At 33.5% G+C, this 25,116-nt stretch carries 25 protein-coding genes; 21 read left to right on the top strand and 4 right to left on the bottom strand.

Going from position 1 to position 25,116, the window contains the following annotated elements; translation table 11 throughout:
- Positions 1-25 precede the first annotated feature (25 nt).
- Positions 26-1,483 (bottom strand): helicase HerA-like domain-containing protein, encoded by a 1,458-nt coding sequence (locus tag AC1EJ0_RS01005; protein WP_480022776.1) that lies wholly within the window; start codon positions 1,481-1,483, stop codon positions 26-28.
- A 115-nt stretch (positions 1,484-1,598) separates the two neighbouring features.
- Here AC1EJ0_RS01005 and AC1EJ0_RS01000 point away from each other — a divergent pair, with 115 nt between their 5' ends.
- Genes AC1EJ0_RS01000 through AC1EJ0_RS00975 form a run of 6 tightly spaced genes read left to right on the top strand, consistent with a single transcriptional unit; the run spans position 1,599 to position 5,984 of the window.
- Positions 1,599-2,351 (top strand): peptidyl-prolyl cis-trans isomerase, encoded by a 753-nt coding sequence (locus AC1EJ0_RS01000; RefSeq protein WP_294985959.1) that lies wholly within the window; start codon positions 1,599-1,601, stop codon positions 2,349-2,351.
- A gap of 19 nt (positions 2,352-2,370) precedes the next feature.
- Positions 2,371-3,708 (top strand): GTP pyrophosphokinase, encoded by a 1,338-nt coding sequence (locus AC1EJ0_RS00995; RefSeq protein WP_480022777.1) that lies wholly within the window; start codon positions 2,371-2,373, stop codon positions 3,706-3,708.
- The gene (locus tag AC1EJ0_RS00990) at positions 3,701-4,051 is read left to right on the top strand and encodes a DUF1292 domain-containing protein (RefSeq protein ID WP_058260423.1); all 351 of its coding nucleotides are present in this window, start codon (positions 3,701-3,703) and stop codon (positions 4,049-4,051) included. Before AC1EJ0_RS00995 ends, AC1EJ0_RS00990 begins: the two co-directional genes overlap by 8 nt.
- Positions 4,044-5,003: a tRNA modification radical SAM protein MnmL/YtqA gene (gene mnmL, locus AC1EJ0_RS00985; RefSeq protein WP_480022778.1), complete on the top strand. Its 960-nt coding sequence runs from the start codon at positions 4,044-4,046 to the stop codon at positions 5,001-5,003. The genes AC1EJ0_RS00990 and mnmL overlap by 8 nt, the downstream gene beginning before the upstream one ends.
- Complete coding sequence (locus AC1EJ0_RS00980) at positions 4,996-5,415, top strand: hypothetical protein (protein WP_480022779.1); 420 nt, start codon at positions 4,996-4,998, stop codon at positions 5,413-5,415. Before mnmL ends, AC1EJ0_RS00980 begins: the two co-directional genes overlap by 8 nt.
- A 17-nt stretch (positions 5,416-5,432) precedes the next feature.
- Positions 5,433-5,984, top strand: coding sequence for a DUF6648 family protein (locus AC1EJ0_RS00975; protein ID WP_294796017.1), 552 nt, complete (start codon positions 5,433-5,435; stop codon positions 5,982-5,984).
- A 36-nt stretch (positions 5,985-6,020) separates the two neighbouring features.
- Here AC1EJ0_RS00975 and AC1EJ0_RS00970 read toward each other — a convergent pair whose 3' ends face one another.
- Genes AC1EJ0_RS00970 through AC1EJ0_RS00960 form a run of 3 tightly spaced genes read right to left on the bottom strand, consistent with a single transcriptional unit; the run spans position 6,021 to position 9,322 of the window.
- Positions 6,021-6,791, bottom strand: coding sequence for an ABC transporter permease (locus AC1EJ0_RS00970; RefSeq protein WP_480022780.1), 771 nt, complete (start codon positions 6,789-6,791; stop codon positions 6,021-6,023).
- 1 nt (position 6,792) lies between these two features.
- Complete coding sequence (locus tag AC1EJ0_RS00965) at positions 6,793-7,425, bottom strand: ABC transporter ATP-binding protein (RefSeq protein ID WP_480022781.1); 633 nt, start codon at positions 7,423-7,425, stop codon at positions 6,793-6,795.
- Between the two features lies 1 nt (position 7,426).
- Positions 7,427-9,322: an ABC-F family ATP-binding cassette domain-containing protein gene (locus AC1EJ0_RS00960; protein ID WP_480022782.1), complete on the bottom strand. Its 1,896-nt coding sequence runs from the start codon at positions 9,320-9,322 to the stop codon at positions 7,427-7,429.
- 102 nt (positions 9,323-9,424) lie between these two features.
- Between AC1EJ0_RS00960 and AC1EJ0_RS00955 the strand changes: the two genes are divergently transcribed.
- The 15 genes from AC1EJ0_RS00955 (at position 9,425) to atpB (ending at position 25,102) form a co-directional block, all read left to right on the top strand.
- On the top strand, positions 9,425-10,168 hold the full coding sequence (locus tag AC1EJ0_RS00955) for a redox-sensing transcriptional repressor Rex (protein WP_480022783.1): 744 nt from the start codon (positions 9,425-9,427) through the stop codon (positions 10,166-10,168).
- Positions 10,168-11,073 carry an ABC transporter ATP-binding protein gene (locus tag AC1EJ0_RS00950; protein ID WP_480022784.1) on the top strand — a complete coding sequence of 302 codons (906 nt, stop codon included), beginning with the start codon at positions 10,168-10,170 and terminating at the stop codon, positions 11,071-11,073. Before AC1EJ0_RS00955 ends, AC1EJ0_RS00950 begins: the two co-directional genes overlap by 1 nt.
- Positions 11,063-12,298 carry an ABC transporter permease gene (locus AC1EJ0_RS00945; RefSeq protein WP_480022785.1) on the top strand — a complete coding sequence of 412 codons (1,236 nt, stop codon included), beginning with the start codon at positions 11,063-11,065 and terminating at the stop codon, positions 12,296-12,298. Before AC1EJ0_RS00950 ends, AC1EJ0_RS00945 begins: the two co-directional genes overlap by 11 nt.
- Positions 12,291-13,181, top strand: a complete 891-nt coding sequence (locus tag AC1EJ0_RS00940) for a DNA-3-methyladenine glycosylase family protein (RefSeq protein ID WP_480022786.1) — start codon at positions 12,291-12,293, stop codon at positions 13,179-13,181. The genes AC1EJ0_RS00945 and AC1EJ0_RS00940 overlap by 8 nt, the downstream gene beginning before the upstream one ends.
- A 141-nt stretch (positions 13,182-13,322) precedes the next feature.
- Complete coding sequence (locus tag AC1EJ0_RS00935) at positions 13,323-13,607, top strand: co-chaperone GroES (RefSeq protein WP_294985448.1); 285 nt, start codon at positions 13,323-13,325, stop codon at positions 13,605-13,607.
- A gap of 11 nt (positions 13,608-13,618) precedes the next feature.
- Positions 13,619-15,244, top strand: coding sequence for a chaperonin GroEL (gene groL / locus AC1EJ0_RS00930; RefSeq protein ID WP_294985446.1), 1,626 nt, complete (start codon positions 13,619-13,621; stop codon positions 15,242-15,244).
- A 246-nt stretch (positions 15,245-15,490) separates the two neighbouring features.
- A complete protein-coding gene (brnQ, locus tag AC1EJ0_RS00925; protein WP_480022787.1) occupies positions 15,491-16,804 on the top strand; it encodes a branched-chain amino acid transport system II carrier protein in 1,314 nt (437 codons plus the stop codon).
- Positions 16,804-17,418: a hypothetical protein gene (locus AC1EJ0_RS00920; protein WP_480022788.1), complete on the top strand. Its 615-nt coding sequence runs from the start codon at positions 16,804-16,806 to the stop codon at positions 17,416-17,418. The genes brnQ and AC1EJ0_RS00920 overlap by 1 nt, the downstream gene beginning before the upstream one ends.
- Before the next feature lie 126 nt (positions 17,419-17,544).
- On the top strand, positions 17,545-18,405 hold the full coding sequence (locus tag AC1EJ0_RS00915; RefSeq protein WP_058260403.1) for a sulfide/dihydroorotate dehydrogenase-like FAD/NAD-binding protein: 861 nt from the start codon (positions 17,545-17,547) through the stop codon (positions 18,403-18,405).
- A complete protein-coding gene (gltA, locus tag AC1EJ0_RS00910; protein WP_480022789.1) occupies positions 18,405-19,778 on the top strand; it encodes an NADPH-dependent glutamate synthase in 1,374 nt (457 codons plus the stop codon). Before AC1EJ0_RS00915 ends, gltA begins: the two co-directional genes overlap by 1 nt.
- Before the next feature lie 23 nt (positions 19,779-19,801).
- Entirely contained in the window at positions 19,802-20,500 is a 699-nt protein-coding gene (locus tag AC1EJ0_RS00905; protein WP_480022790.1) for an ABC transporter ATP-binding protein, read from the top strand.
- A 7-nt stretch (positions 20,501-20,507) separates the two neighbouring features.
- Positions 20,508-23,744, top strand: a complete 3,237-nt coding sequence (locus AC1EJ0_RS00900) for an FtsX-like permease family protein (RefSeq protein WP_480022791.1) — start codon at positions 20,508-20,510, stop codon at positions 23,742-23,744.
- Between the two features lie 9 nt (positions 23,745-23,753).
- The gene (locus AC1EJ0_RS00895) at positions 23,754-23,966 is read left to right on the top strand and encodes an AtpZ/AtpI family protein (protein ID WP_480022792.1); all 213 of its coding nucleotides are present in this window, start codon (positions 23,754-23,756) and stop codon (positions 23,964-23,966) included.
- A gap of 23 nt (positions 23,967-23,989) precedes the next feature.
- A complete protein-coding gene (locus tag AC1EJ0_RS00890; protein ID WP_480022793.1) occupies positions 23,990-24,361 on the top strand; it encodes an ATP synthase subunit I in 372 nt (123 codons plus the stop codon).
- Positions 24,362-24,406: 45 nt separating this feature from the next.
- Positions 24,407-25,102, top strand: a complete 696-nt coding sequence (atpB, locus tag AC1EJ0_RS00885; protein ID WP_480022794.1) for a F0F1 ATP synthase subunit A — start codon at positions 24,407-24,409, stop codon at positions 25,100-25,102.
- The last annotated feature ends 14 nt before the right edge of the window (positions 25,103-25,116 follow it).

Raw genomic sequence — 25,116 nt, 5'->3', positions numbered from 1 at the left:
AATGCTCTGGCCATTGATTTATAAATTATTTTTTTCTCTTAAACGTATTCATTATATCTCTTGCAACAGTTCTACCTATTTGATAAGTAAAGGCACTGAAGACTCTTTTTAATATTTTATCAGCAGTACTTTCATTTCTCTTCTTTTGATTTTGTTTTGTTCTGTATTCTTTTTGTGCATCTTTTTCAGCTTTTTCAGCTTCCATTTCTTCATTAATCTTAATGTATCTTTCACTAAGTATCTCATATGCTGATTCTCTGTCAATTGGCTCTTTGTACTTAGAGTTAAAATCTGAATTATTAACAATCTCATTAAATACAGCTTCATCTATCATACCAATCTTAGACATAGGCGGCCTTATAAGTGTTATCTCAGCTATGGATGGCTCGCCATCTTCATTAAGAGTTGAGACCAAGGCTTCACCAGTTTTTAGATTAAGTATAGCTTTTTCGCTATCGAAGTTTGGATTCTTTCTAAAACTATCAGCAGCGTACTTAACGTTTTTAATCTCATTAGGAGTGTAGGCTCTTAAAGCGTGTTCGATTCTGTTAGATAATTGGCTTAAAACTTCTTCAGGTATATCCTTAGGGTTTTGAGTAACAAAGAAGATACCAACACCCTTAGACCTGATAAGCTTGATAATAGTAACGATGTTTTCAAGCATCTTTTTATTTAAGTCTTTAAAAATTAAATGAGCTTCATCTAAGAATAATACTAATTTAGGTTTATCAAGGTCACCAACTTCATCAAGACTAGTAAATATCTGACTAAGTAGATAGATTACAACCGATTGATACATCTTTGAGTTAAGGTAGAGCTCGGTACAGTTAAGTATGTTTGCTGTGCCTTTTTCACCATTTTTCACTAATAAATCATCTACATCGAAAGATGGTTCACCAAAGAAGTCAATCGCACCTTCATTTTCAAATCTAATAAGAGTTCTTTGTATAGCATTTATACTTTGCTTAGCTACATTGCCATATTTATTTGAAATATCACTAGAGAAGTCCGCCATATACTTAAGCATAATCTTTAAATCTTTAAAATCGATAAGTTTAAGCTCATTCTCGTCGGCAATTTTATACATAACATCGATGACGCCGCTTTGTACATCATTCAGTCCAAGCATCTTAGATAGTAGTACTGGACCTATATCAGTAACAGATGCTCTTAGCGGAACACCTCTTTTATATATATCAAAAATTTCAACAGGGAAGCTATCAACTTGGTAGTCATCTATACCAAGCTTATTAAGTCTTTCGTCGATCTTATCATTTCTCTCGCCATTCTCAGCTAGACTCATAATGTCGCCTTTAACATCGGTAATGAATGTGTTGATACCATCGTTATTAAGCATCTCACTAATTACTTTTAAAGTAACAGTCTTACCAGTACCAGTCGCTCCAGCTATGATGCCGTGTCTATTTAGCATCTTAGAGTTCAAATATACTTTTTCGTTCTCTCCACCTAGTAAATATTTCATAAAATCACCTCTCAAGACTATTATAACACATTTTCATCTTTAAAAATAGTCTTGCAAAATAATAATTTATATGATAATATAAATATGTGAAAGATTAAATTTTAAGGAGGATATTTTGGAAATAAATAAGGAAGTAGTCGCTAAAGTATGCGGCAAAGAAATTAAAAAAGAAGACGTTGTAAACTTTGCAAATATGCTTGGACCACAACTAACTATGCAGTTCCAATCAAAGGACGGAGTTAAAAAATTAGTTGAAGAGATGGTTAATCAAGCGATGTTATATAATAATGCTATCGATGAAAAACTAGACGAGAGTGAAGAGTACAAAGCTGAGATGGAAAAGGCTAAAGAAAACATCTTAACTAATATGGCTTTTAAAAAGGCGCTTGAATGTGAAGAAGCGACAGATGAAGAACTTAAAAACTATTATAATGAATTTAAGGATGAGTTTTCTGAGCCAGAATCAAGATCTGCTAGCCACATCTTAGTTGATAGTGAAGATAAGGCAAAGGATATCAAGGCTAAAATTGATAAGGGTGAGGACTTTGCTAGCCTTGCTCAAGAACACTCTGCATGCCCATCTAAGGCTAATGGTGGAGACTTAGGTACATTCCACAGAGGACAAATGGTTAAGGAATTTGACGACAAGGTATTCTCAATGAGCCTTGGAGAAATTTCTGAGCCAGTTAAGACTCAATTTGGCTATCATATAATCAAGTTAAATGAGATTAATGATGCAAAAGCTAGATCATTTGACGAAGTTAAAGATGAAGTGCGTGCTCATGTTATGCAAATTAAACAAATGAACGCATTTAAGGCAGTTATTGACAGCTTAAAGGATAAATACAAACCAGAAATATTTGTTTAATGAAAGGATATGAGAGCTGATGAGGCTTGAATTATTTGATTTTATAGATGACACTATAGATTTACTTGAAGAAAATAATGATAAATTGGAAGAAGTATTAGAGATTTTGGAGAATTTCTTTACTAATACATTCTGCGCTAAGGATCACTTTCTAGCTGCTAGAGGCAGAGTTAAGGAAGCTACTTCACTTAGAGAGAAGATACTTAGAAACAATTTATATACTGAGTACAAGACGCCAGAGAACCTTATGGAGAATATCTCAGACATCATCGGTGTTAGAATTGAGTGCAGGTTTATTGACGACGAAAAGAAAATATACAGAGACTTACTAAACTTATTCAATTATAAAGAGGACAGAGGTTACTACTCAAGCCATATCAATAAAAAGATATACCTAAAGCTATCTGAAGAGCAGCCACAATTACAAAAGAATGGTTTTGAGATCTACAAGATAGACGGCAAGTATGTTGATGATGACGGCAAGAAGATTCACTTTGAGCTTCAAATAAAGTCACTAGTCAATGTATTCTGGGGAGACATAGACCACAAAGTCTTATATAAGAACTACAACTACGTACTTACAGAAGATTTCTTTATAGACATCATGGCAACTATTAAGGATAATTTAACTATGGTTGATAGGCAGCTTATGAGCGTTTATAACCATCTTAATAGGTCTGACTCAACGATACAGGTTAATAAGAAGAAGCAACTTGTTAAGCTTGTATCAAAGACTATACATGATATATTTAAATCAAAGGTTAAGAGCGACTTAGGTTATATTATAGACTACAAGGACTCCTGCGACATGATTAGTGAGTACTTATTTATGAAGGCTCAAAGAAAATCTGCTAAGGATATATCACAAGAGTTTGTTGATTTAGTAGGAAGATTATCAGATATACAGGAAAATCTTGGACCTATAACAAACTATATAGAGTTTGAGAGAAAGCCTGCGTTTAACGATACTTTCACTCAAAGCTTAGGTAATGATATACTGAAACTTATAAATACTGATTTTAAGTGGAATTTATTCTTTAGGATAATATTTATTATTGAAAAGGGTACTAATGTTGAAGACTTTGAAGGCTTCATAATATTCTTAAGATACAAGTTCTACGAATCAGTTGCTCTAAGCATTAGAAATAAGGATATGTCAAAGGAAGAGAAAGAGTTTATAATTAACTACTACCTTGATCAAATAAGCTATGAGTTTAAGAAAAAACCTGAACTTTCATTTATAACTGACGAAAATATTAACGAAATTAATAAAAATATTAGCCTCGAATTAGTTAATATATCTAATTTTGAGGACTTTTCCGAACAAATTTTAGAAAGAGGAGAAACAGATGAGTAAAGATAAAGATTTTATTGATGAACACGATTGCTGCTGCCACGACGAAGACTGCGGCTGCGGACATGATCATGAACATGATGATTGCGACTGCGAAGACACAATGATCATCACATTAGATGACGGAACAGAGCTTGAATGCGCTGTACTTGATCTATTTAATTACAAAGGAGACGACTATATCTTCTTATTCCCACTAGACGTAGAAGAGGAAGAAGAGTACGTTTATCCTTATAAGTACATCGAGCATGAAAATGGTGTCGATGTTGAACTAGAAGTCGTAGATGACGCAATCATAGACGAGCTTATGGAAGAATTTTATAATAAAAACGAGGTAGATGAGTAATATTATAAGCTTTGAGGACGAGAAAAAACTCTATAGAGTCTACTCAGAGTACTTAAGAAATAAATTTCACACAAAGGTTTATAAGCTTCCTATAAGTCTAAACATAACTTGTCCCAATAGAGACGGCTCAAAGGCTTATGGCGGCTGCATCTTTTGCACAGCAGAGGGAGGCAGCTTTGAGAATTTATCTAACAAGCTATCTGTCAAAGAGCAGATTGAGCAAAACAAGGTAAATATCACGAAAAACCATAAGGCAACGAAGTTCATAGCTTATTTTCAAAACTTTTCTAATACTTATATGCCACTAGATCAGTTTAAGGAAAATATAATGAGCGCAATACAAGAAGATGTTGTTGGAATTAATATATCGACAAGGCCTGATTTAATCTTCGATGATTACATGAAGTTTTTGAAGGATGTAAAGGATGAGTATAATCTCGAGATAACTGTTGAACTGGGCTTACAGAGCTCAAATGATGAGACGCTTAAGATATTAAACCGTTGTCATAGTACTAAGGACTATATTAATGCATGTGAAACATTATCAAAGTACGGCTTAAGAAAGGCAGCTCACTTGATACTTGATTTGCCATGGGATAGCATAGATGACATATATAATGACGCTAGGCTCATTAACATGACAAAGACGGATGAAGTTAAACTACATAGTTTATATATCATGGAAGGAACTAAGATAGCCCAGATGTATAAAGCTCATGAGTTTAAACTCTTAAACAGAGAAGACTATGTAGATAGAGTAGAAATTTTCTTAACTCATATAAAAGATGATATAATTATACAAAGATTGGTCGGAAGGTCCGATGAAGAGGGAACGATTCATTGCAACTGGGGCGAATCTTGGTGGAGAATAAAAGATTCCATATTAGAACAAATGAAAAGAAAATCAAATTACCAAGGTAAATATTTTAAGGAGGATGATTTTTATGGTTAAATTAATCTTAGGAGCAAAAGGTGCAGGAAAGACTAAGTGGTTAATCAATGGTGCTAACGATGACATTAAGTCAGGTAACGGCAACATTACGTTCTTAGATGTTGAGGACGAACACATATTTTCTCTAGACACTAACGTTAGACTTATTAACTTAAGCGATTACAGTGTAAATTCTATTGAAAAGTTCTATGGTTTCTTGCTTGGAATGCTATCTATGGACTTCGACCTAGAAAAAATTTATATCGACAGTATTTATAAGCTTATCGATATTAAGAAAGAAGATTTAAAATGCTTAGTAAAGAATTTAGATGAAATTTCTGAAAAGCATGATGTAGACATACTTATCAACGTTGACTACGTAGCTGATGAAGTAGACAGTGACTTAAGGAGTTATATAGAAGAAGTTAAATAATTAGAAAGTGGTATTTAATGCTTTATGTAAAGAGGAAGAATCTTTTTGAGGTATTTTTCGAGAAGAGACATTCTTTGATCATACAGTTCAACAACGGTGACTTGACGAAGAAGGAGTTTCTTCAAGAGAATTTCAATTTTATTACTAGTCTAAACATCAAACCTTTTATTAAGATTGATTCATTTGAAAAGGGCATGTTTAACTACCAATACTATAATTCGCTTGCTAAGTACTATCTGATGCTTGCAAATGAGATAAAAAACACAAACAAGCACAAAAAGTATTTTGTCGAGTACAAAAACACTGGGCTAAGTTTGTATCATCAAAAAGATTTAACGACTATAAGCATACTGAGGCTGGTTGACTTTGAGAATGTTGATGCGTACTACGTTAAAACAAATTCAAAGTTCTTAAATGGCAAGCTTTATGAGATAGTCTTAAGTGACTATAATGAAGCAATCTTCCATTCGAAAGCTTTGTGGCTTGTAGACATTTTGAGAGAGAAGAACGTTTTTAGTGAAAAGAAGAAAGAGTCGGTAATAGATTCGTATATAAATAAACTCTACTAGTTTTAGTAGAGTTTATTTTTTATATTAAGGTTTCCTTTAGAATAGTATTTGCTCTCTATCATTAAAGAAAGCTTTGTATGCAAGCGATGTAAATATGCTTGTAGTTATCCCGACAGTTCCGACTATGGCTATCATGATTGTTATTTGATATAGTATAGCAGACATTGGGTCAGTCCCTGATAGTATTTGACCCGTCATCATGCCAGGCAAAAGCACTATGCCCATGCCGAGCATTGAGTTAAGTGTCGGTAGTATGGCTGAGCTAAATGCTTCTCTAGATATTTTTAATACAGCATCCTTAGGTTTTGCACTAAGCATAAGTGCCGACTCAATCGTATCTCTTTGATCATTAAGAGAATTTTTATAAGAGTTAATAGCAAGACTCATGCCCGTCATTGTATTACCAATAAGCATTCCTGAGATAGTTATGAAGTACCTTGGGTCGTACCATGGTCTAACGCCTACAACTACTATGATGTAGTAGAATATTGACACTAAACTCGATCCTATAAAGCATATTGCTATAAGCTCTTTAAGCTTGATTGATTTAACCTTGCTTCTTTTATATACATTAAATATTGCAAACGCTTCCATTATTGTAAGTATTAAAAGTGTTATCCATGGACTATCGCTCTTTAAAATGTATTTTAGTAGGTAGCCTGTTATTATTAGCTGAATTGTCATTCTAAGTGAAGCTACTATGATTAGTCCTTGATTTGATAGACCCTTTATCTTTGAAATTACTAGCAGTATTATGATAAATACAAAAGATAGGGCTAGCTGTAATGTTGAAATTTCAGTTAACATATTAGGCCTCCTTAATTGTCGCTGTCTTATCCTTGATGCTTATCACTTGATCAGCTAGGGAGAATAGTTTTTCTGAGTGCGATACCATAATTATCTTCTTATCTCTTTCTTTTAAGTACTTAATCACATTACTTATAAGCTTGTATTCGGTCTCTTCATCAAGTGAGGATGTTGGCTCGTCAAATAGATATACTTCAGCATCCATTGCCAAGACCCTCGCTATCGATAGTCTAGTTTTTTCTCCGCCAGAGAAGTCCTTTGGATTATCATTAAGATCTTTATCAAGCAAAACTATATCAAGCAGTTCTTTTAGTTTCGCATCATCAAGAGCGTCTATACCACTGAATTTCCTAGCTATATTTAAATTGTATCTCACATCGCCTTCGAAGATAGCGGGGAATTGTGACTGCATAATAACTTTTCTTCTTAATTCATGTGCTTTATATGTCTTAATATTGTCGCCTTTGTATAAAATATCGCCGCTATCAGGGCTTATAAGGTTATCAAGCATTTTTAAGAGAGTAGATTTACCGCTGCCGCTCGGACCCATAATCATAGTTAGGCCATTATCATCAATAGACAGATGCTCTATGCTAAGAATATCTTTGAATTTTATATTTTTTAGTTCAAACATCTTAATCCTCCATATAAATCAGCTCTTCATATAAGGCATCAAGCTTCTCATCAATCTCAGTAAGTTTAAAGTTCAAATCGTTAACTCTGTCTATGTCATCGTATATATCTGGATTTGCAAGCTCATTATGAATCTTATCCTTATGTTTTTCAAGCTCTGAAATTTCTTTTTCTAGAGCATCCTTAGCTTGTTTTTCTTTTTTAAGCCTTTCTTTTTCTTCTCTTTCACGCTTTTTATTGAGCTTTGCTTGAGTCTTTGTAATCTCTTCTGGCTCTTCTAAAAAGGCTTCTTCCTCACGCATACGCTTTTTCTTGTCAAGATAATAGTCATAATTACCTAAAAATTCATGAATGCCATCGGCTTTAAGCTCAAGTATTTTATTTACAACTTTATTTAGAAAATATCTATCGTGGCTAATTACAAGCAAAGTTCTTTCGTAAGAGTTAAGTGCCTCTTCTAAAACTTCTTTTGATTCGATATCCAAGTGATTTGTCGGCTCGTCTAGAACAAGGAAGTTTACATCAGAAAGCATTATTTTACATAGAGAAACTCTAGCTTTTTCTCCGCCAGATAATTCATCAATCATCTTATATATATCATCATCAATAAATAAGAACTTTGCAAGCGCCTTTCTTAGCTCAAAGTAAGTAAGGCGAGGGAAGCTGTCCCATATCTCTTCGGCTATGGATTTATTCACGTCAAGCTTTTCTAGCTCTTGATCAAAGTAGCCAACATTGACATTAGTCCCAAAGCGTATTTCACCAGAGTCATGACTTTCTTCACCAAGAATTATTTTAAATAGAGTTGACTTACCAATACCATTTGCACCGATGATGCCAACATGCTCACGCTTATATATGTTAAAGTTTATATCATTTAATAATTTAAAATCGCCAAAGCGTTTATTTATATTTTCAACAGCTAAGACATCATTACCTGACTCGACCTTCATCCTAAACTTGAAATTGATCTCACTGTCATCATTAACTTCACTTAAAAGCACAATCTTAGCAAGCATCTTCTCACGAGACTTTGCCTTAATAATGCTTTTTTCAGTAGCGTAGGACCTAAATCTTCTGATAATCTCTTTTTGTCTTTCAATTTCTTTTTGCTGATTAATATAAGCCTTCTCTTGAATTGCTTCATTTATCTTTCTTTGCTTGATATATTGTTCATAGCCCATATTGTACTCATGAGTTGTGTAATCCTTTATAAGAATAACCTTATTACATGTAGTATTTAAAAAATATCTATCGTGGCTGACCATAACAACAGTCTTATTAAATGAATTGATGTATTCTTGAAGGAATTCCATTGAGTCAATATCAAGATGATTAGTCGGCTCATCTAAGAAAAGTATGTCGGATTCTTGTATAAGTGCCTTGGCAAGCATTAGCTTAGATTTTTGCCCACCGCTAAGGGAGTTAAAGGCTTGGCCAAACTGTTCTTCGCAAAAACCAAGACCAGTCAAAACCTTTTTTATCTCAGCATCGTATGTATATCCGCCTTTCTTTTCGAAGTCTTCAAGTAAAAAGGCATATCTATCCAAGTTCTCTTGACTAGGGTCCTTGGCAATGATATCTTCAAAATTCCTAAGCTCCTCCTCAAGATCAGTCAAGTGCTTCATGGACTTCTTCATCTCATCATAAACACTTAAAGAACTTCTGATCGTTGTATTTTGCTCAAGGTAGGCGATTTTAATATCTTTAGAAATAAATATATCGCCTTCATCATAATTAAGCATCCCAGATAAAATATTAAGTAAAGTTGACTTACCAGTACCATTCATACCAACTATTGCAACTTTTTCGCCTTCATTTATATTAATAGAAACGTTTTCAAAAATTAACTTGTCTATAAAAACTTTTTTTATATTATTACATGCTAGTACAGTCATAAAAACACCTCGTTTATATTATAACATAAATGAAAAAATTATTGCTAAGAAATTCGCTATATGTTATACTATAATTGCTTTAATAATGAAAGGTGTGGACATATGGCTCGTGATATTACAATAAACGCAATTAAAAGATTACCTATATACTATGTGATTTTTGAAGACCTATACGCAAGGGGCGTACATAGGGTCTCTTCGAGTGAGCTATCGTCTTACACTAAGTTTACTGCCTCTCAGATCAGGGCCGATCTAAACACTTTTGGCGCTGAGGGTAGACAAGGTTATGGATATAATGTTGAGGCCATATACATGGACCTCAAAGGCGTTCTTGGTCTTGATTATAAAAAGAATTTAATTTTGACTGGCGTTGGCAATATCGGCCAAGCGATAATACAGTCGCGTGAGTTTGAATCGAGCGGCTTTAAATTCATTGGGCTATTCGATAGCAATCCCAATATGATAGGTCTTAGCTTTAATGGCATCAAGGTTAGAAATATTTCTGAGCTTGAGGACTTTGCCAAGAACAATAGCATTGATATAGGTGTCATAGCTGTTACTAGTAATAGCGCGAGAGATGTTGCTAGGACTTATGAAAAGATTGGCATAAAGGCGGTTTGGAACTTTGCACCAACTGTGCTTGATTTAGACAAGGACATCATAGTTGAGAACGTGCCACTATCAGAGAGCTTATTTACGCTAAACTATTTACTTAAATGTAAAAATGATGGCACTTTTACAAGTGACGACTATGTCAATAGAGCAAAGGACACTGTTTATGATAAGGAATTAGGAAGATATAGAGAGTCTAAGAAGAGGGGAAGACCTAGAAAGGAGAGTAAATAATGAAGTTAGAATTAATCGACATTAAAAAATCCTTCGCTGGAAAAGAAGTTTTACACGGAATTAATTTAGAGACTAGTTCTGGTAGTTCAACTGCTTTTTTAGGAAGGAATGGTGCTGGTAAAACGACTACCATAAGGATACTTATGGACGTTTTTAAGGCAGACAGCGGCAAGATACTGATTGACGGCGCGCCAATCGATAGAAAAGAGATTAAGCTAGGATATTTGCCTGAAGAAAGGGGTATGTACGCTAAGAGTGCCATACTTGATCAGTTAATTTACTTTGGTAGAATAAAAGGACTTACAAAAAAGGAAAGCCATGACAATGCGCTTGAGCTACTTGAAAAGGTTAAGCTAAGTGAATACAAGGCTAAAAATCTTGATACTTTGTCAAAGGGTAATCAACAAAAGATACAAATCATTCAGACATTTATTAATAAGCCTGATATTATTATTCTTGATGAGCCATTCTCAGGTCTAGACCCAGTTAACTCTCAAATACTTATTGATTTAATCAAAGAAGCTGTTTCAAGTGGCACTTTGCTTATATTCTCATCTCATCAAATGAGCCACGTTGAAAATTTCTGTGACAATATTGCTCTTATTAAAGACGGCAGCAATGTTTTAACTGGCAATCTTAAAGAAATTAAGAAAAATATGGGCGAGGGAAGATTAAGACTAAGCTTTTATAATGATGCTGTTAACTATTTACAAGATATATTTGATTTAGCTGGACAAGATAATGTAAGTATAAAAGATAATGATATCATCGTTAGAACGAGTGATAAAGCTGATGAACTAGCTAAGTTTGCTATAAGCAAGGACAATTTTAGAGCCATAGCAAAGTATGAACCAAGTCTAGAAGAGATATTCATAGAAGCGGTAGGTGATAAAGATGAAGAATAAAGTTGGATTAATAACATCATTTGAGTTTAAGCAGCTTATAAAGACTAAGTCGTATAAGATAACTTCAGTAGTCTTTTTCGTTCTAGCCTTATTAGGGGCTTTTGTTCCAAGACTTATACAAGGAAATTTATTTAAGTCTATCACGGATGAATTTAACAAAACACAAAAGCTAGGTGTAATTATAAATGATGATAGTATTGATGAAAGCGAATTAAAATCATTTTTATCTAATTATGAAGTTCATTTATATACTGATGAAGAAAAACTTAAAGATGATGTACTAAGTAAAGAACTTGATAGAGGAGCAATAATTGATTCAGATTCAGTTCAAAAATTTGTATTAAACTCTAAACTTACTGATATGGGTGATGGCTTAGACAGAGTCTTAAATGAATACAGATATAAAAAACTGATTGAAGCAGAAGGCGTGGATTATTCTAAAATCAAAGCCTTAGAAGAAAATCAATACCAAATAAATGAAGTAGTGCTAGGAAAGGACTCAAAGCAAAATTATTTTATAATATATTTCTTGTTATTTTTACTATATATGATTATACTAACATATGGCCAAATAACTGCAACATCAGTAGCTAAGGAAAAGAATGACAGGACTATGGAGCTGCTTATAACATCAACTAAACCTAAATACTTGATACTAAGTAAAGTATTAGCGACTGTAATAAGTGCGGTTATTCAAGTATCATTCTTGTTTATTGGATTTGCTGTAGGATACTTATTCAATAAAGAGTATTGGTCAGACATATTTAGCATCACAAGTGCACCTATACAATTAGTTATAACATTCATCTTGTTTATGATAGCAGGTTTCTTCTTATATCTGTTCATATTTGCAACACTTGGAGCACTAGTTAATAAGATAGAAGAAGTAAGTCAATCAATATCATCAGCTACAATATTAATTGTACTTGCATATTTTGGAGCTATATTTGCGTTAACATCTGGATCAGAATCAAGTTTTGTGGCGTTTTTATCATACTTCCCACTAACATCACCATTTGTAATGTTTATTAGGGCAGGCATGGTAAATATTTCTATCATAGAGATAGCTGCATCCTTTGCTATATTAGTAGCATCAGCATACTTCATATATAAACTTGCATGCGATATCTATAGATTAGGTACACTGCAATACGGAAACAGAATGACGCTTAAACAAGCGTTTAAAGCATTAAAAGAGGACAAAAAGACAAAGAGTAATGAATAAGATAATATTAAGGGGACAGACTAGCTTTGTCCCTTCTCATATATTTGAGTGCGGTCAAGCATTCAGATGGAAAAAGCTAGATGAAGAGGCATATAGATTTATATTTAGGGACATGGTCTTGGAGGCACATGCCACAGATGATGCTATAGAAATAATAGGGGACTTTAGAGATGAAAAGGATATCTTAAACTATTTTGACTTAAATACAGACTATGATGCAATTAAGAATACGCTATCTGCTAATGATGAAGTTATTAGAAAAGCTATTGACTTTGGCGGCGGAATGAGGATACTTAAACAGGATCCATTTGAGACATATATTTCCTTTATTATAAGTGCCAATAATCAAATCAAGAACATTAAGAATACAATTAAGAAACTGTCACAAATGTACGGAAAGAAGCTAAATAATCCATTTGATGAAGACGAGTACTATGCTTTTCCAAGTCCACTTGCTCTGTCTAATGCAAAGCCTGAGGACATAAAGGAGTATGCAAGAGCTGGCTTTAGATCTGAAAGGATAGTTATTGCTTCAAAAATGGTTCAAGAGGGTATAATAAATTTTGAAGAGCTTAAAGAAAAAAGCGTAGACGATATTAGAAAAACTTTATTAGAAGTGCCGGGTATAGGCGAGAAAGTCTTTCAATGCATATTACTCTTTGGTCTGGGTAGAACCGATTCATTCCCAGTCGATGTATGGGTTAAGAGAGTTATGGAAGAGCTATACTACGGTGGAGAAGAGCGAAATAAGAAGCTTATACAAGAGGATGGCATGAGAAGATTTGGCGATTTATCGGGCTATGCACAGCAATATCTTTTCTATTATATGAGAGAAAATTATAAAAAGATGAAAAAAGAAGAGGAAAAGCAAGATAATAAATAAATAATAATGATAAATATGAATAAATGCGATTATATTATCTTGTATATTTGAGGTATATTTACTACAATATAATTGTTAGCACTCAATAGAGACGAGTGCTAACAAGAAAAATATAAACAATATTATAAGGAGGAATAGATTATGAAATTAAGACCATTATCCGATAGGATAGTTATTAAGAAATTAGAAGCAGAAGAAAAAACTAAATCAGGCATAGTACTACCAAGTGCTTCAAAGGAAGCTCCTGTTATGGCTGAAGTTATAGCAATAGGATCTGACATCGCTAATGATGAAAAGAAGGCAAAAGAAGTAAAAGTAGGAGATAAGGTTATATTCTCAACATATGCAGGAACAAGCGCAAAGATTGACGGCGTTGAATACACTGTGTTAAAATTCGCTGACATCGTTGCAGTAGTTGAAGACTAGGAGGTAATTATATGGCAAAAGAAATTAAATTCAATGCAGATGCAAGACATAAAATGGAAGAAGGTATTAACATTCTTGCTAATACTGTAAAAGTAACATTAGGACCAAAAGGAAGAAATGTTGTCCTTGACAAATCATTTGGCTCACCACTAATCACTAATGACGGTGTTACTATCGCTAAGGAAATAGAACTAGAAGATAAATTTGAAAACATGGGAGCACAATTATTAAAAGAAGTTGCTACTAAGACAAATGACATCGCTGGTGACGGTACAACAACAGCAACACTTCTTGCACAAGCAATAATTAGAGAAGGTCTAAAGAATATTGCAGCTGGTGCAAATCCAATGATTCTACAAAGTGGTATTAGAAAAGCAGTTGACAAAACTGTTGAAAGCATTAAATCATATTCAAAGAAAGTTGAATCATCTGATGCTATAGCTCAAGTTGCTTCAATATCAGCTGGAGATAAAGAAATAGGTAAACTAATTGCAGATGCTATGGATAGAGTTGGTAATGACGGAGTTATTACTGTTGAAGAATCAAAATCTATGGGCACTACTTTAGAAGTAGTTGAAGGTATGCAATTTGATAGAGGATACGTTTCAAGCTATATGGTAACAGATACAGACAAGATGGTAGCTGAACTTGACAATCCTTACATCTTAATAACTGATAAGAAGATAACAAATATACAAGAGATTCTTCCTGTACTAGAAGAAATTGTTAAACAATCAAAACCATTATTAATAATCGCTGAAGATATAGAAGGCGATGCTATGGCAACACTTGTTGTTAACAAACTTAGAGGCACATTCAACTGCGTTGCAGTTAAGGCACCAGGCTTTGGTGACAGAAGAAAAGAAATGTTACAAGACATAGCAATATTAACAGGCGCTAAGGTTATATCTGAAGAACTTGGATATGACTTAAAAGAAGCTACTATAGATATGCTAGGAACTGCTCAAAAAGTTAAAGTTGACAAAGAAACTACAGTTATCGTTAACGGAGCAGGCGAAAAAGATGAAATAGAAGCAAGAGTAAAACAAATCAAGACTCAATACGAAGCATCAGACTCAGACTTTGACAGAGAAAAACTTCAAGAAAGATTAGCTAAATTAACTGGCGGCGTAGCAGTTGTTCAAGTTGGTGCAGCTAGTGAAATTGAATTAAAGGAAAGAAAATTAAGAATAGAAGACGCTCTATCGGCTACAAGAGCAGCAGTTGAAGAAGGTATAGTACCAGGAGGTGGAACTGTACTTGCAGACTCAATCAAGGCGCTAGAAGCTATAGTAGATGACTTTGAAGGAGACGAAAAGACAGGCGTTAAGATAATCTTAAGAGCACTACAAGAACCAGTAAGACAAATCGCTGAAAATGCTGGTTTAGAAGGATCAGTTGTTGTTGAAAATGTTATGAACGAAAAACCTGGCATTGGTTTTGACGCACTTAACAACAAATACGTTGACATGATTAAGTCAGGTATAGTTGACCCAACTAAGGTAACTAGATCAGCACTTCAAAATGCAGCATCAGTAGCATCAATGATACTAACTACTGAAGCAGCAGTAGCAGACATTCCTAAGGACGATGCACCTATGGCAGGTGGCATGCCTGGTGGAATGCCAATGATGTAAAATCAATTAAATAAGGTATAGAATAACTCATGGCTTAGGCTGTGAGTTATTTTTTGTTTGAACTCCATAAGAGAAGTATATATTAAAATAGAAATTTAATCTTATTATCATCGCTGCTTTATCACTGCTATTTAAATGCACCTAACAGCGCTGATAATAATACTTTAAAACGTTACAAAATCTTAAAAATATATTTACTTTAGCTCGGAGATATAGTATAATGTCTATGGTAATGGAGGGATGGAAGTGAAAAGAAAACAAATCATCGACACAATGGTAGTAGGCTTTGCACTATTTGCGATGTTCTTAGGTGCAGGGAACTTAATTTTTCCGCCAACATTAGGAGCCATAGCAGGAGACCAATGGTTCAAAGCAATGATTGGCTTTATGATGACAGGTATAGGACTACCAATACTTGGAGTTGTAGCATCGGCGAAGGCAGGAGGAAGACTTGAAGATGTTGCGGGCAAAGTAAATAATACTTTCTCAATTTTATTTGGCTCATTAATCATGATATGCATAGGACCTTTACTAGCGATACCTAGGACATGCGCCACTACATATGAGATAGCAGTTCAACCACTATTTGGTAATGTTAGCCCAATACTAGTATCTATAATCTTTTTTGGATTGACATTATTTTTTACATTAAATCAATCAAAAGTTGTTGACAAGATAGGTTCGATACTTACACCAATACTATTAGTTATTCTATTTACAATAATTATTTCTTCAATTGTTAAGCCAATAGGTGTACCAAAAAATACAGGAAGTACACAAAATTTTGTTAAAGGCTTTAAAGAAGGTTATCAAACTATGGATGCCATAGGCTCAATAATTATGGCGACTATTGTAATTAATAGTGTCAAAAAGAGAGGATATACTAGCCAAAAAGACATGTTTAGAATGACAGTTATATCTGGTATCATAGCAGCCTTTTGTTTAGCTTTTGTTTATGGCGGACTAGTTTACATCGGCGGAACTGGCAGTGGTTATTTAACTATTGATCCAGAAAACCCAAATAGAGTAGCTAACTTAATTTTCATGGTAAATAAGATTATGGGTCAATATGGAACAGCAGCTTTAGCTTTAACAGTAGCTTTAGCTTGCTTAACAACATCTATAGGCCTTACAGCAACAGCTGGAGAGTTCTTCTCAGATCTTACACATGGCAAATTAACATACAAGTCTATAGTTATATTCACTTGTTTATTTAGCGGAATAATCGCAACAAACGGTGTTGACTCAATCATAACATTCTCAGGACCAATACTTTCAGTTTTATATCCAGTTGCTATTGTAATCATTTTACTAAATATATTTGACCATAAAATAAAATACAAAGCTATATATAAAGGAGCTACACTTGGAGCATTTATGGCAAGCTTGTTAGATACTATTGCTAATATTGGCGATTTTAAAAATATAAGAAGCTTTTTAGATAGAATCCCACTAGGATCAGAAGGTTTTGCTTGGGTAATACCAGCCATAGTCTTTGGCTTTGCCTTTATAGTACTTGAAATGGCGATAGATAATAATAATCAAAAGGGTGTTATTTAGTGAAGAAATATAAAAAGTTTTTAGATCCTATTTATTCTTTGGAGAAATGGCTAAATAAAGTAGGTGAAGAAAATTATAAGCTGAACAATTTAAGAGGCTCATACTTTTATTTTGATAAAACTGAATCTAAATATGAGTACAAGGTATATTACTTCAAGGGACCGGAAAAGGACGTTAAGTCGTTTTTAACCTATGCTAGAAAAAAGGATATTGAGATTTTTCAATATCCTATAAGCGCTTCTCAAATTTCTTTGTTCTCGTTTATGGCGGCTACATTTGATAGTAACTCGCAAGACATTAGCTACAAGGCAAGTTTATTTGCAACACACATATATGTACTTATGAAGCCAAAAGTAGGAGAGAGCATAGAGGAGATATTAGGCGAAGATGACAATCTTTATTATTACAAAAGACAGATGGAGAACAAGCTTATATTAGCTCTAATACTTATGATACCACTACTATTAACGTACTTTAGAGTCTTTGGCGGAACATTTGAACAAAATAAGCTCTTCGTACAAGTGCTGATGGCTGTTGAAGTATTGATCTTGATATTTATCCTATTCTTAAACTTCAATAAGAATAGATTTTTAAGAAGTAAAAATAAGAAGTAAATTAATAAGATAATTAGGCTCATAAACATGGGCCTATTTGCTTATAAATATTGAAAATTTAATTGTTTTATGATATTATATAGATATATTTGAGTAATTTTATTTATTTTTTAGGAGGTTTTTAAAGTGTACGAAATTACAGAGAAAAAAGATATTGCTTTAAATACATTTCTTATGTACATAAAAGCTCCAGACATTGCTAGAAAAGCAGAACCTGGACAATTTTTAATTATTATAATCGATGAAAAGTCAGAAAGGCTACCTCTTACAATATGTGATAGCAATCCTGAAGAAGGAACAGTTATGATAGCTGTTCAAAAAATTGGCTCGACTACACAAAAGCTTGGTGAGCTTAATGTAGGCGACACTTTAAAGGATGTTTCTGGTCCACTTGGCAGGCCAAGTGATTTTATAAACATTCCATTAGAAGAATTAAAAAAAGAATCAATTATATTCCTAGCAGGTGGTTTAGGAACTGCAGCTGTTTATCCACAAGTTAAGTGGATGCACGATCATGGTGTTGATGTTGACGTTATAATAGCTGCAAGAAACAAGGAGTTAATTATACTTGAAGATGAGATGAAAAAAGTTGCTAAGAACGTTTATGTAGCAACAGATGACGGCTCATATGGTTTTAGCGGACTTATAACTGATTGTTTGGAAGATTTAATTTCAAATAAAGGCAAAAAATATACTTACGCGATAGTAGTTGGACCTATGATAATGATGAAGTTTGCTTGTTTAAAGACTAAGGAACACAATATAAAGACCATAGTTTCAATGAACACCATCATGGTAGATGGTAGCGGTATGTGCGGTGCATGTAGATTAACTGTTGACGGAAAAACTGTTTTTGCTTGTGTTGATGGACCTGAATTTGATGGTCACTTAATTGACTGGAACGAAGCCTTAAGAAGGTCAAGACAATATTCTAAGATAGAAAAAGAAGGTAAACACTTCTGTAACTTAATAGGAGGATTGAGATAATGGATAGATTTAAAAGAACTGAAATAAAATATCAAGATCCTAAGGAAAGAATCAATAATTTTGATGAAGTTTGTTATGGATACACGGAAGAAGAATGCATTTTAGAAGCAAAAAGATGTCTTCAATGTAAAAATCCTCAATGTGTAAAGATGTGTCCTGTAAATATCAACATACCATCATTTATTCAAAAACTTGCTGATAATAAGCCAAAGGAAGCTGCTGAAGATTTATTCAACTACACTACATTACCAGCAGTTTGCGGTAGAGTTTGTCCACAAGAAGATCAATGCGAAATGACTTGTGTATTAGGCAAGAAAGGCGAAGCTATTGCTATAGGTAAATTAGAGAGATATGCAGGCGACTACGCATTAAAGCACGGCATAAGACTTACTAAAAACGCTGAAAATAATGGTAAAAAGGTAGCTGTTGTAGGAAGTGGACCTTCTGGAATCACTTGCTCAGCGGATTTAGCAAAGCTTGGCTACGATGTTACTATGCTTGAATCGCTTCATGAAGCGGGTGGCGTTTTAACATACGGAATACCTGAGTTTAGACTACCAAAGGATGAAGTTGTAAAGAAAGAAATTGAAAACATAAAGTCCTTAGGCGTTAAGATTAAGCTAAATACAATAGTAGGAAGAACTGTTACAGTTGATGAGCTTATGGATGAATACGACGCTGTATTTATTGGCACAGGAGCTGGACTTCCTGTATTTATGAACATTCCTGGCGAAAATTACAACGGTGTCTTCTCAGCAAATGAATATTTAACAAGAACAAACTTAATGAAAGCATATCTAGAAGATACTGCTACACCTATAAGAGTAGGTGTAAATACTGTTGTTGTTGGTGCAGGAAACGTTGCAATGGACGCTGCTAGAACAGCAAGACGTTTTGGATCGAATGTAACAGTTGTTTACAGAAGAGAAGACAAGGACATGCCTGCTCGTAGAGAAGAGATTGAAAATGCAAAAGAAGAAGGCATCAATTTTATGTTCTTGTCAAATCCAGTAGAGATTTTAGCTGATGAAAACGGCGATGTTAATAAAGTAAAATGCGTAAAGATGGAGCTTGGAGAAGCTGATGCATCTGGTAGACAAAGACCAGTTATGATTGAAGGCTCAGAATTTGAGATAGAAGCTGACGTTGTAATCATGGCACTAGGCACAAGACCAAATCCACTTATAAAAGAAACAAGTACTGGAATCAAATTTAATGAAAAGGGCGGCATAATTGTTAATGAAGAAGAAAAAACTTCACGTGACTATATATATGCTGGTGGAGACGTAGTAACTGGAAGTGCAACAGTTATCGAAGCCATGGGAGCGGGTAAAAGAGCTGCTAAGGCTATTGACGAGGCGCTTTCAAAGTAATTATTTAAGGTAGTGGTGAGAAAATGTTTGTAGAAGTAAAACATATGTATAAAAGATATCAAATGGGTGACAGCACTATAGTAGCTAATAACGATATCAATTTTTCATTTAATAAAGGTGAATTGGTTGTCATAGTTGGTCCATCAGGAGCTGGTAAATCAACTCTATTAAATATAATTGGAGGTATGGATACAGCCGACGAAGGTGAGATAATTATCGACGGTAAAGACATACAAAAATACAATGAAAAAGAACTTACCACTTACAGAAGATACGATATAGGCTTTGTATTTCAATTCTATAACTTAGTTCAAAACTTAACTTGCCTTGAAAATGTTGAACTAGCTAGCCAAATAGTTAAGGACGCAATTGATCCAATGCAAGTTCTAATAGATGTAGGTCTTGAAGACAGAGCAAATAACTTCCCATCACAAATTTCTGGTGGCGAGCAACAAAGAGTTGCTATAGCGAGAGCCATAGCAAAAAATCCAAAACTATTGTTATGTGACGAACCAACAGGAGCATTGGATTATCATACAGGTAAGAAGATACTTAAGCTATTGCAAAGAAGGAGCTTGGAGGACGGTAATACGGTAGTTATTATTACTCATAATAAAGCCATCACCCCAATAGCTAACAGAGTTATAGAGATTAACGACTCAAAGGTTAGAAACGTCTTTGTTAATGATAATATTCAATCTATAGATGAGATAGAATGGTAGTGATTTTATGAAAAAAACTGCTTTATGGAAAGATATATTTAGAGAAATTAAAAATTCTCCAGGCAGATTCATTTCTATAGTTCTTTTAATCACGTTAGGAGTATTTGTCTACACTGGCCTAAAGTCAGTGGGTCCTCTTATGAGAAAAACGGCAGATACTTTTATAGATGAGTCAAATTTAGCGGATATTTATCTAAACTCACAATTTTCATTAGAAGAAAAAGATAAAGAAATAATTAATTCTGTAGTAGATATTAAAGATATAGAATATGTCTATAGCGAGGACGTTCTTGAAAAAGGAAGCGAAGCAATAATTAATCTTGAGTCACTTCCTGAGAAAATTTCTATGCCTAAACTTGTTGAGGGCAGATTGCCAGAGAAGAACGATGAGATACTTGTCGATGCCTATCCTATAAAACATTCGTTTAATATTGGAGATACTATAGAATTTGATAGTAAAAAATCCAAATTTGAGTTTGAGAACAAAAAGATACTTAAGAATTACAAATTCAAAGTAGTTGGTAAAGTTATTTCTCCTGAGAATATGTCTACGGTAATGAAAGGCACTAGCAAGAAGGGCTTAGGTGACTATGACTCTTTTGCCTACGTGCTAAAAGATGCTTTTAATGATACCGATGAGAGCAAAGCAAGAATTATTCTTAAAGGTACAGATGGATTAAAGACTACAGATAAAGAATATAAAAATATAGTCGGAGAAAACAGAAGAGAGTTAATATCCGCTTTTAATGAGAGATCTATAGAGAGATTTGAAAGCATAAAAGCTGATATTAGAGAAGAAATTGACGATGCTGACGATAAGATAGCTGATGCTGAGAAAAAGCTTAGTGATGCTAAAGAAGAGCTTGATGATGCAAAGCAAAAATTGGATGACGCTAATAAATCTTATAAAGACGGACTAAAGAAATACAATGACTCAATTAGTGAAGCTGAGAAAAAGCTTAGTGATAGTAAAAAAGAATTAGATGATAGCAAAATTACACTAGATGAAAATAAAAGCAATCTAGATGACGCTAAGGTTCAAATAGATGAATTAAAAACAAAATTAGATGAACTAAAAGATACTTATGAAAGCTCTATGACTGAGTATACTGCTAAAAAGGAAGAATTTGACAAAGCTGTAGAAGCTATGGCGGGGATACCTGAAGCAAGTATACCAGCAGATAAAGCTGAAGAGTTCAAAAAAGGCAAAGAAGAGCTAGATAAGGCAAAAGCACAATTAGATGAATTAAAAGAAAATATTGATAAGCTTGAAATAACTTATATAGAAAACAAAGCTAAATACGATGAAGGCTCGATTAAGCTTAACGAAGGCTTTGATAAGTATAACGACGGCTTAGAAATGTATAACACCGGTCTTAAAGAGTTTGAGGACAAGAAGGCTTCTGGACTTAGAGAACTTAATGATGCTAAGAAGAAAATTTCTGATGGACAAAAAGAATATGATGACGGAATCGAAAAATATGATTCAGAAAAGATAAAGGCAGATAAAAAGATAAAAGATGCCAAGAGCGATTTAGATGAAGCCAAAAGAGTTCTTAAGAATATGAAGAGACCAACATTTAATATCTTAGATAGAGAAAATATCGAAGGTCTACAATTGTTCTACGACTCAGGATATAGAATGGATATACTAGCCTTAGTCTTTCCAGCATTTTTCTTCTTAATCGCTTCAATTGTTGCACTAACTGCACTTATGCGTATGGCAGAAGAAAGAAGAACTCAAATTGGTACCTTCAAAGCGCTTGGTTACAATAACTTTGATATATATAAGAAGTATTTATTCTATGGCTTTGTAGCGACAACATTAGGCGTAGTTATAGGTATAGCACTAGGTCAAAGTATATTAACAAATATGGTATTTAAGACATATTCAGCATCATTTACACTTAAAAAGCCAATAGCATATTTTAATGTGACTTTCCCATTAATCAGTGCATTTATCTCGTACTTTTCAATTGTGGTTCCAGTAAGTATAGTTTTATCAAAGCATTTAAAACATAACTCTAGCGAACTTATGAGACCAAGGGCACCGAAGGCAGGATCAAAGATATTCTTAGAGAAAATACCATTTATATGGAAGAAATTAAGCTTCCTATACAAAGTAACATTTAGAAATACATTTAGATATAAGTCAAGAATGTTTATGACCTTGCTAGGAGTTGCGGGCTGCATGAGCCTTTTATTCTTCGGTTTTGCATTAAAAGGATCAGTTGCACAAGTAATTGATAGACAATATGGAAAAATATTTGATTATGACGTAATTGTTAATTATGATAAAGACTTTTCGAAGAATAAATTGAAAGAATATGACGATTTTGTAAATAATAATGAAGAAATTAAAGACAAAATGTCTATAAGAACAGAGAATTTAATAGCAGATACCGTTGATATACCAGATCAAAACGTTATACTTATGGCTGTTGATGATAACGAAAAGTTTTCTAACTATGTTCACTTAAATAACAATGGTGAAATGACAATCCCAGACGATGGAGTTATTGTTAATAAAAAACTATTAGACTCTTTAGGTAAAAACGTGGGCGATGAGATAGAACTAAGAGACTCATATAATAATTACTACAAGATGAAAGTAAAGGCTATAAATGAAAACTACTTAGGACATTACGCCTATATTTCAAAGACTTATTATGAAGAAGTATTCAAGAAAGATTATGATTATAATTCTGATATAATTAAATTAAACAGTAATGACGTTAAAGTCAAAGACAATTTTACTAAAGAAATTTCAAAAATTGACAGTGTAATGTATGTGTTTAATGTATTCAAAACTATAAACATAGCTAAAGACTGGTTATCAAACTTGACCTATGTAATCATACTAATCCTCTTTGTATCAGCGACTTTAGCCTTTGTAGTATTATATAATTTAAACAGTGTTAATATATCTGAAAGAATTAGAGAGATAGCTACACTAAAAGTTCTTGGTTTTTATCCGCGCGAACTAACAAGCTATGTATATAGAGAAACGATACTTTTATCAACACTGGGAATACTTTTGGGCTTCTTAGGCGGTATTGGATTAAATAATTTAATTCTTGAATATATTACGCCTATGAACATTCAACTAGTATCGCACATTATGTGGTATAACTATGTGATTTCCGCAGCTTTAACATATGTATTTATCTTCATGGTTATGATTATAGTTCATAAAAAGTTAAAGACTACAGATATGGTTGGCGCTTTAAAAGCATATGAATAAGGAGATAATATGATAGAAAAACTAAAACCTTTAGCCTTAGTTGGTCAAATCGGCATAGACATAGTATCAAGCATTGTTATTTCATACCTTGTTGGCTATGGACTTGACAAATTATTTAAGACAGATGGTACTTTTTCTATAATTTTCATAGTCATAGGAGTGTTAGCAGGTTTTTATAATTTCTATAGAAGTATCAAATACTATGTAAAACAAAAAAAATAATAAAGATCAAAAAGAAGATAAAGATGAAAAAAGATAAAGATTTTACATTTAAATATATAAGAGTCGCTATAATTTTAGCTATAGTTTCAAGCCTTATTATTGTAATTTTTTTCGGTTTCAGGAAGGATTTACTCTTAGGTTTGTACTTAGGAACACTCATAAGTGTGCTATTCTTCAGGCTTATGTACAGAAATGCAATCAAGGCAGTGGAGAAAGATGCTAAAGCTAGTAAGAGGTTCACTATAAATAATTATTATCTAAGACTCTTATTATATGGTATAATACTCTATGCGGCATATAAGAATCCTAATTTCGATTTTTATACGACAGCAATAGGCTTTACTATGATCAAATTTTCAATTCTTATAGTTGAAGTTTTTGGCATAGGTAAATAATTTCACAAATCAGTAGATTTGAATATATGAAAAGGGGGTAATAAGATGGAATTGTCGATAAGCTTTCAGATAGGTAAGAATGTATATTCACTAACACCAAGCGTTATCAACTCTGTGATAGTTGTCTTAGCATTAATAATTTTTATCTTTATTTGCTATGGCAAAATTAAAAAGACAGATTACAAAGCTAGACCAAGTGGCCTTGTTAGTGTTCTGGAAACCTTAGTTACATCAATTGATTCACTAATCGAACAAACTATGGGCAAGAACAGAGAAGGCTTTGCACCTTACATTCTTAGCTTGATGATGTTTTTATTGACAGCGAATCTGATGGGACTATTTGGCTTTAAACCGCCAACATCAGATCTTAATGTTACACTCACATTAGCGCTAATTACTTTTGTTTTGATTCATTATAACAAGATAAAAGTTAATGGCTTAAAAGATTCCATAAAAGGTTATTTTGAACCAATCTTTATACTATTCCCAATAAACATTATAGGTGATATTGCGCTTCCAGTATCATTATCATTCCGTTTATTTGGTAATATAGTCAGTGGTTCATTAATCATGGCACTTGTATATGCTGCGCTAGGTTACGTAAGTAATTTACTTACACCAATAGTAGCACCATGGTTTCACATCTACTTCGATGTATTCTCAGGTGTACTGCAAACTTTCATATTCGCAATGATAACAATGATTTACATTGCAATGGGTATGGGACAAGAAGAAAATTAAATTTGAAAGGAGAA

This window comes from Fenollaria sp. C0166D3, from assembly GCF_056590255.1.
Note: the sequence above shows the minus strand (reverse complement) of the source record. Positions and strands in the feature narration are given on the sequence as shown.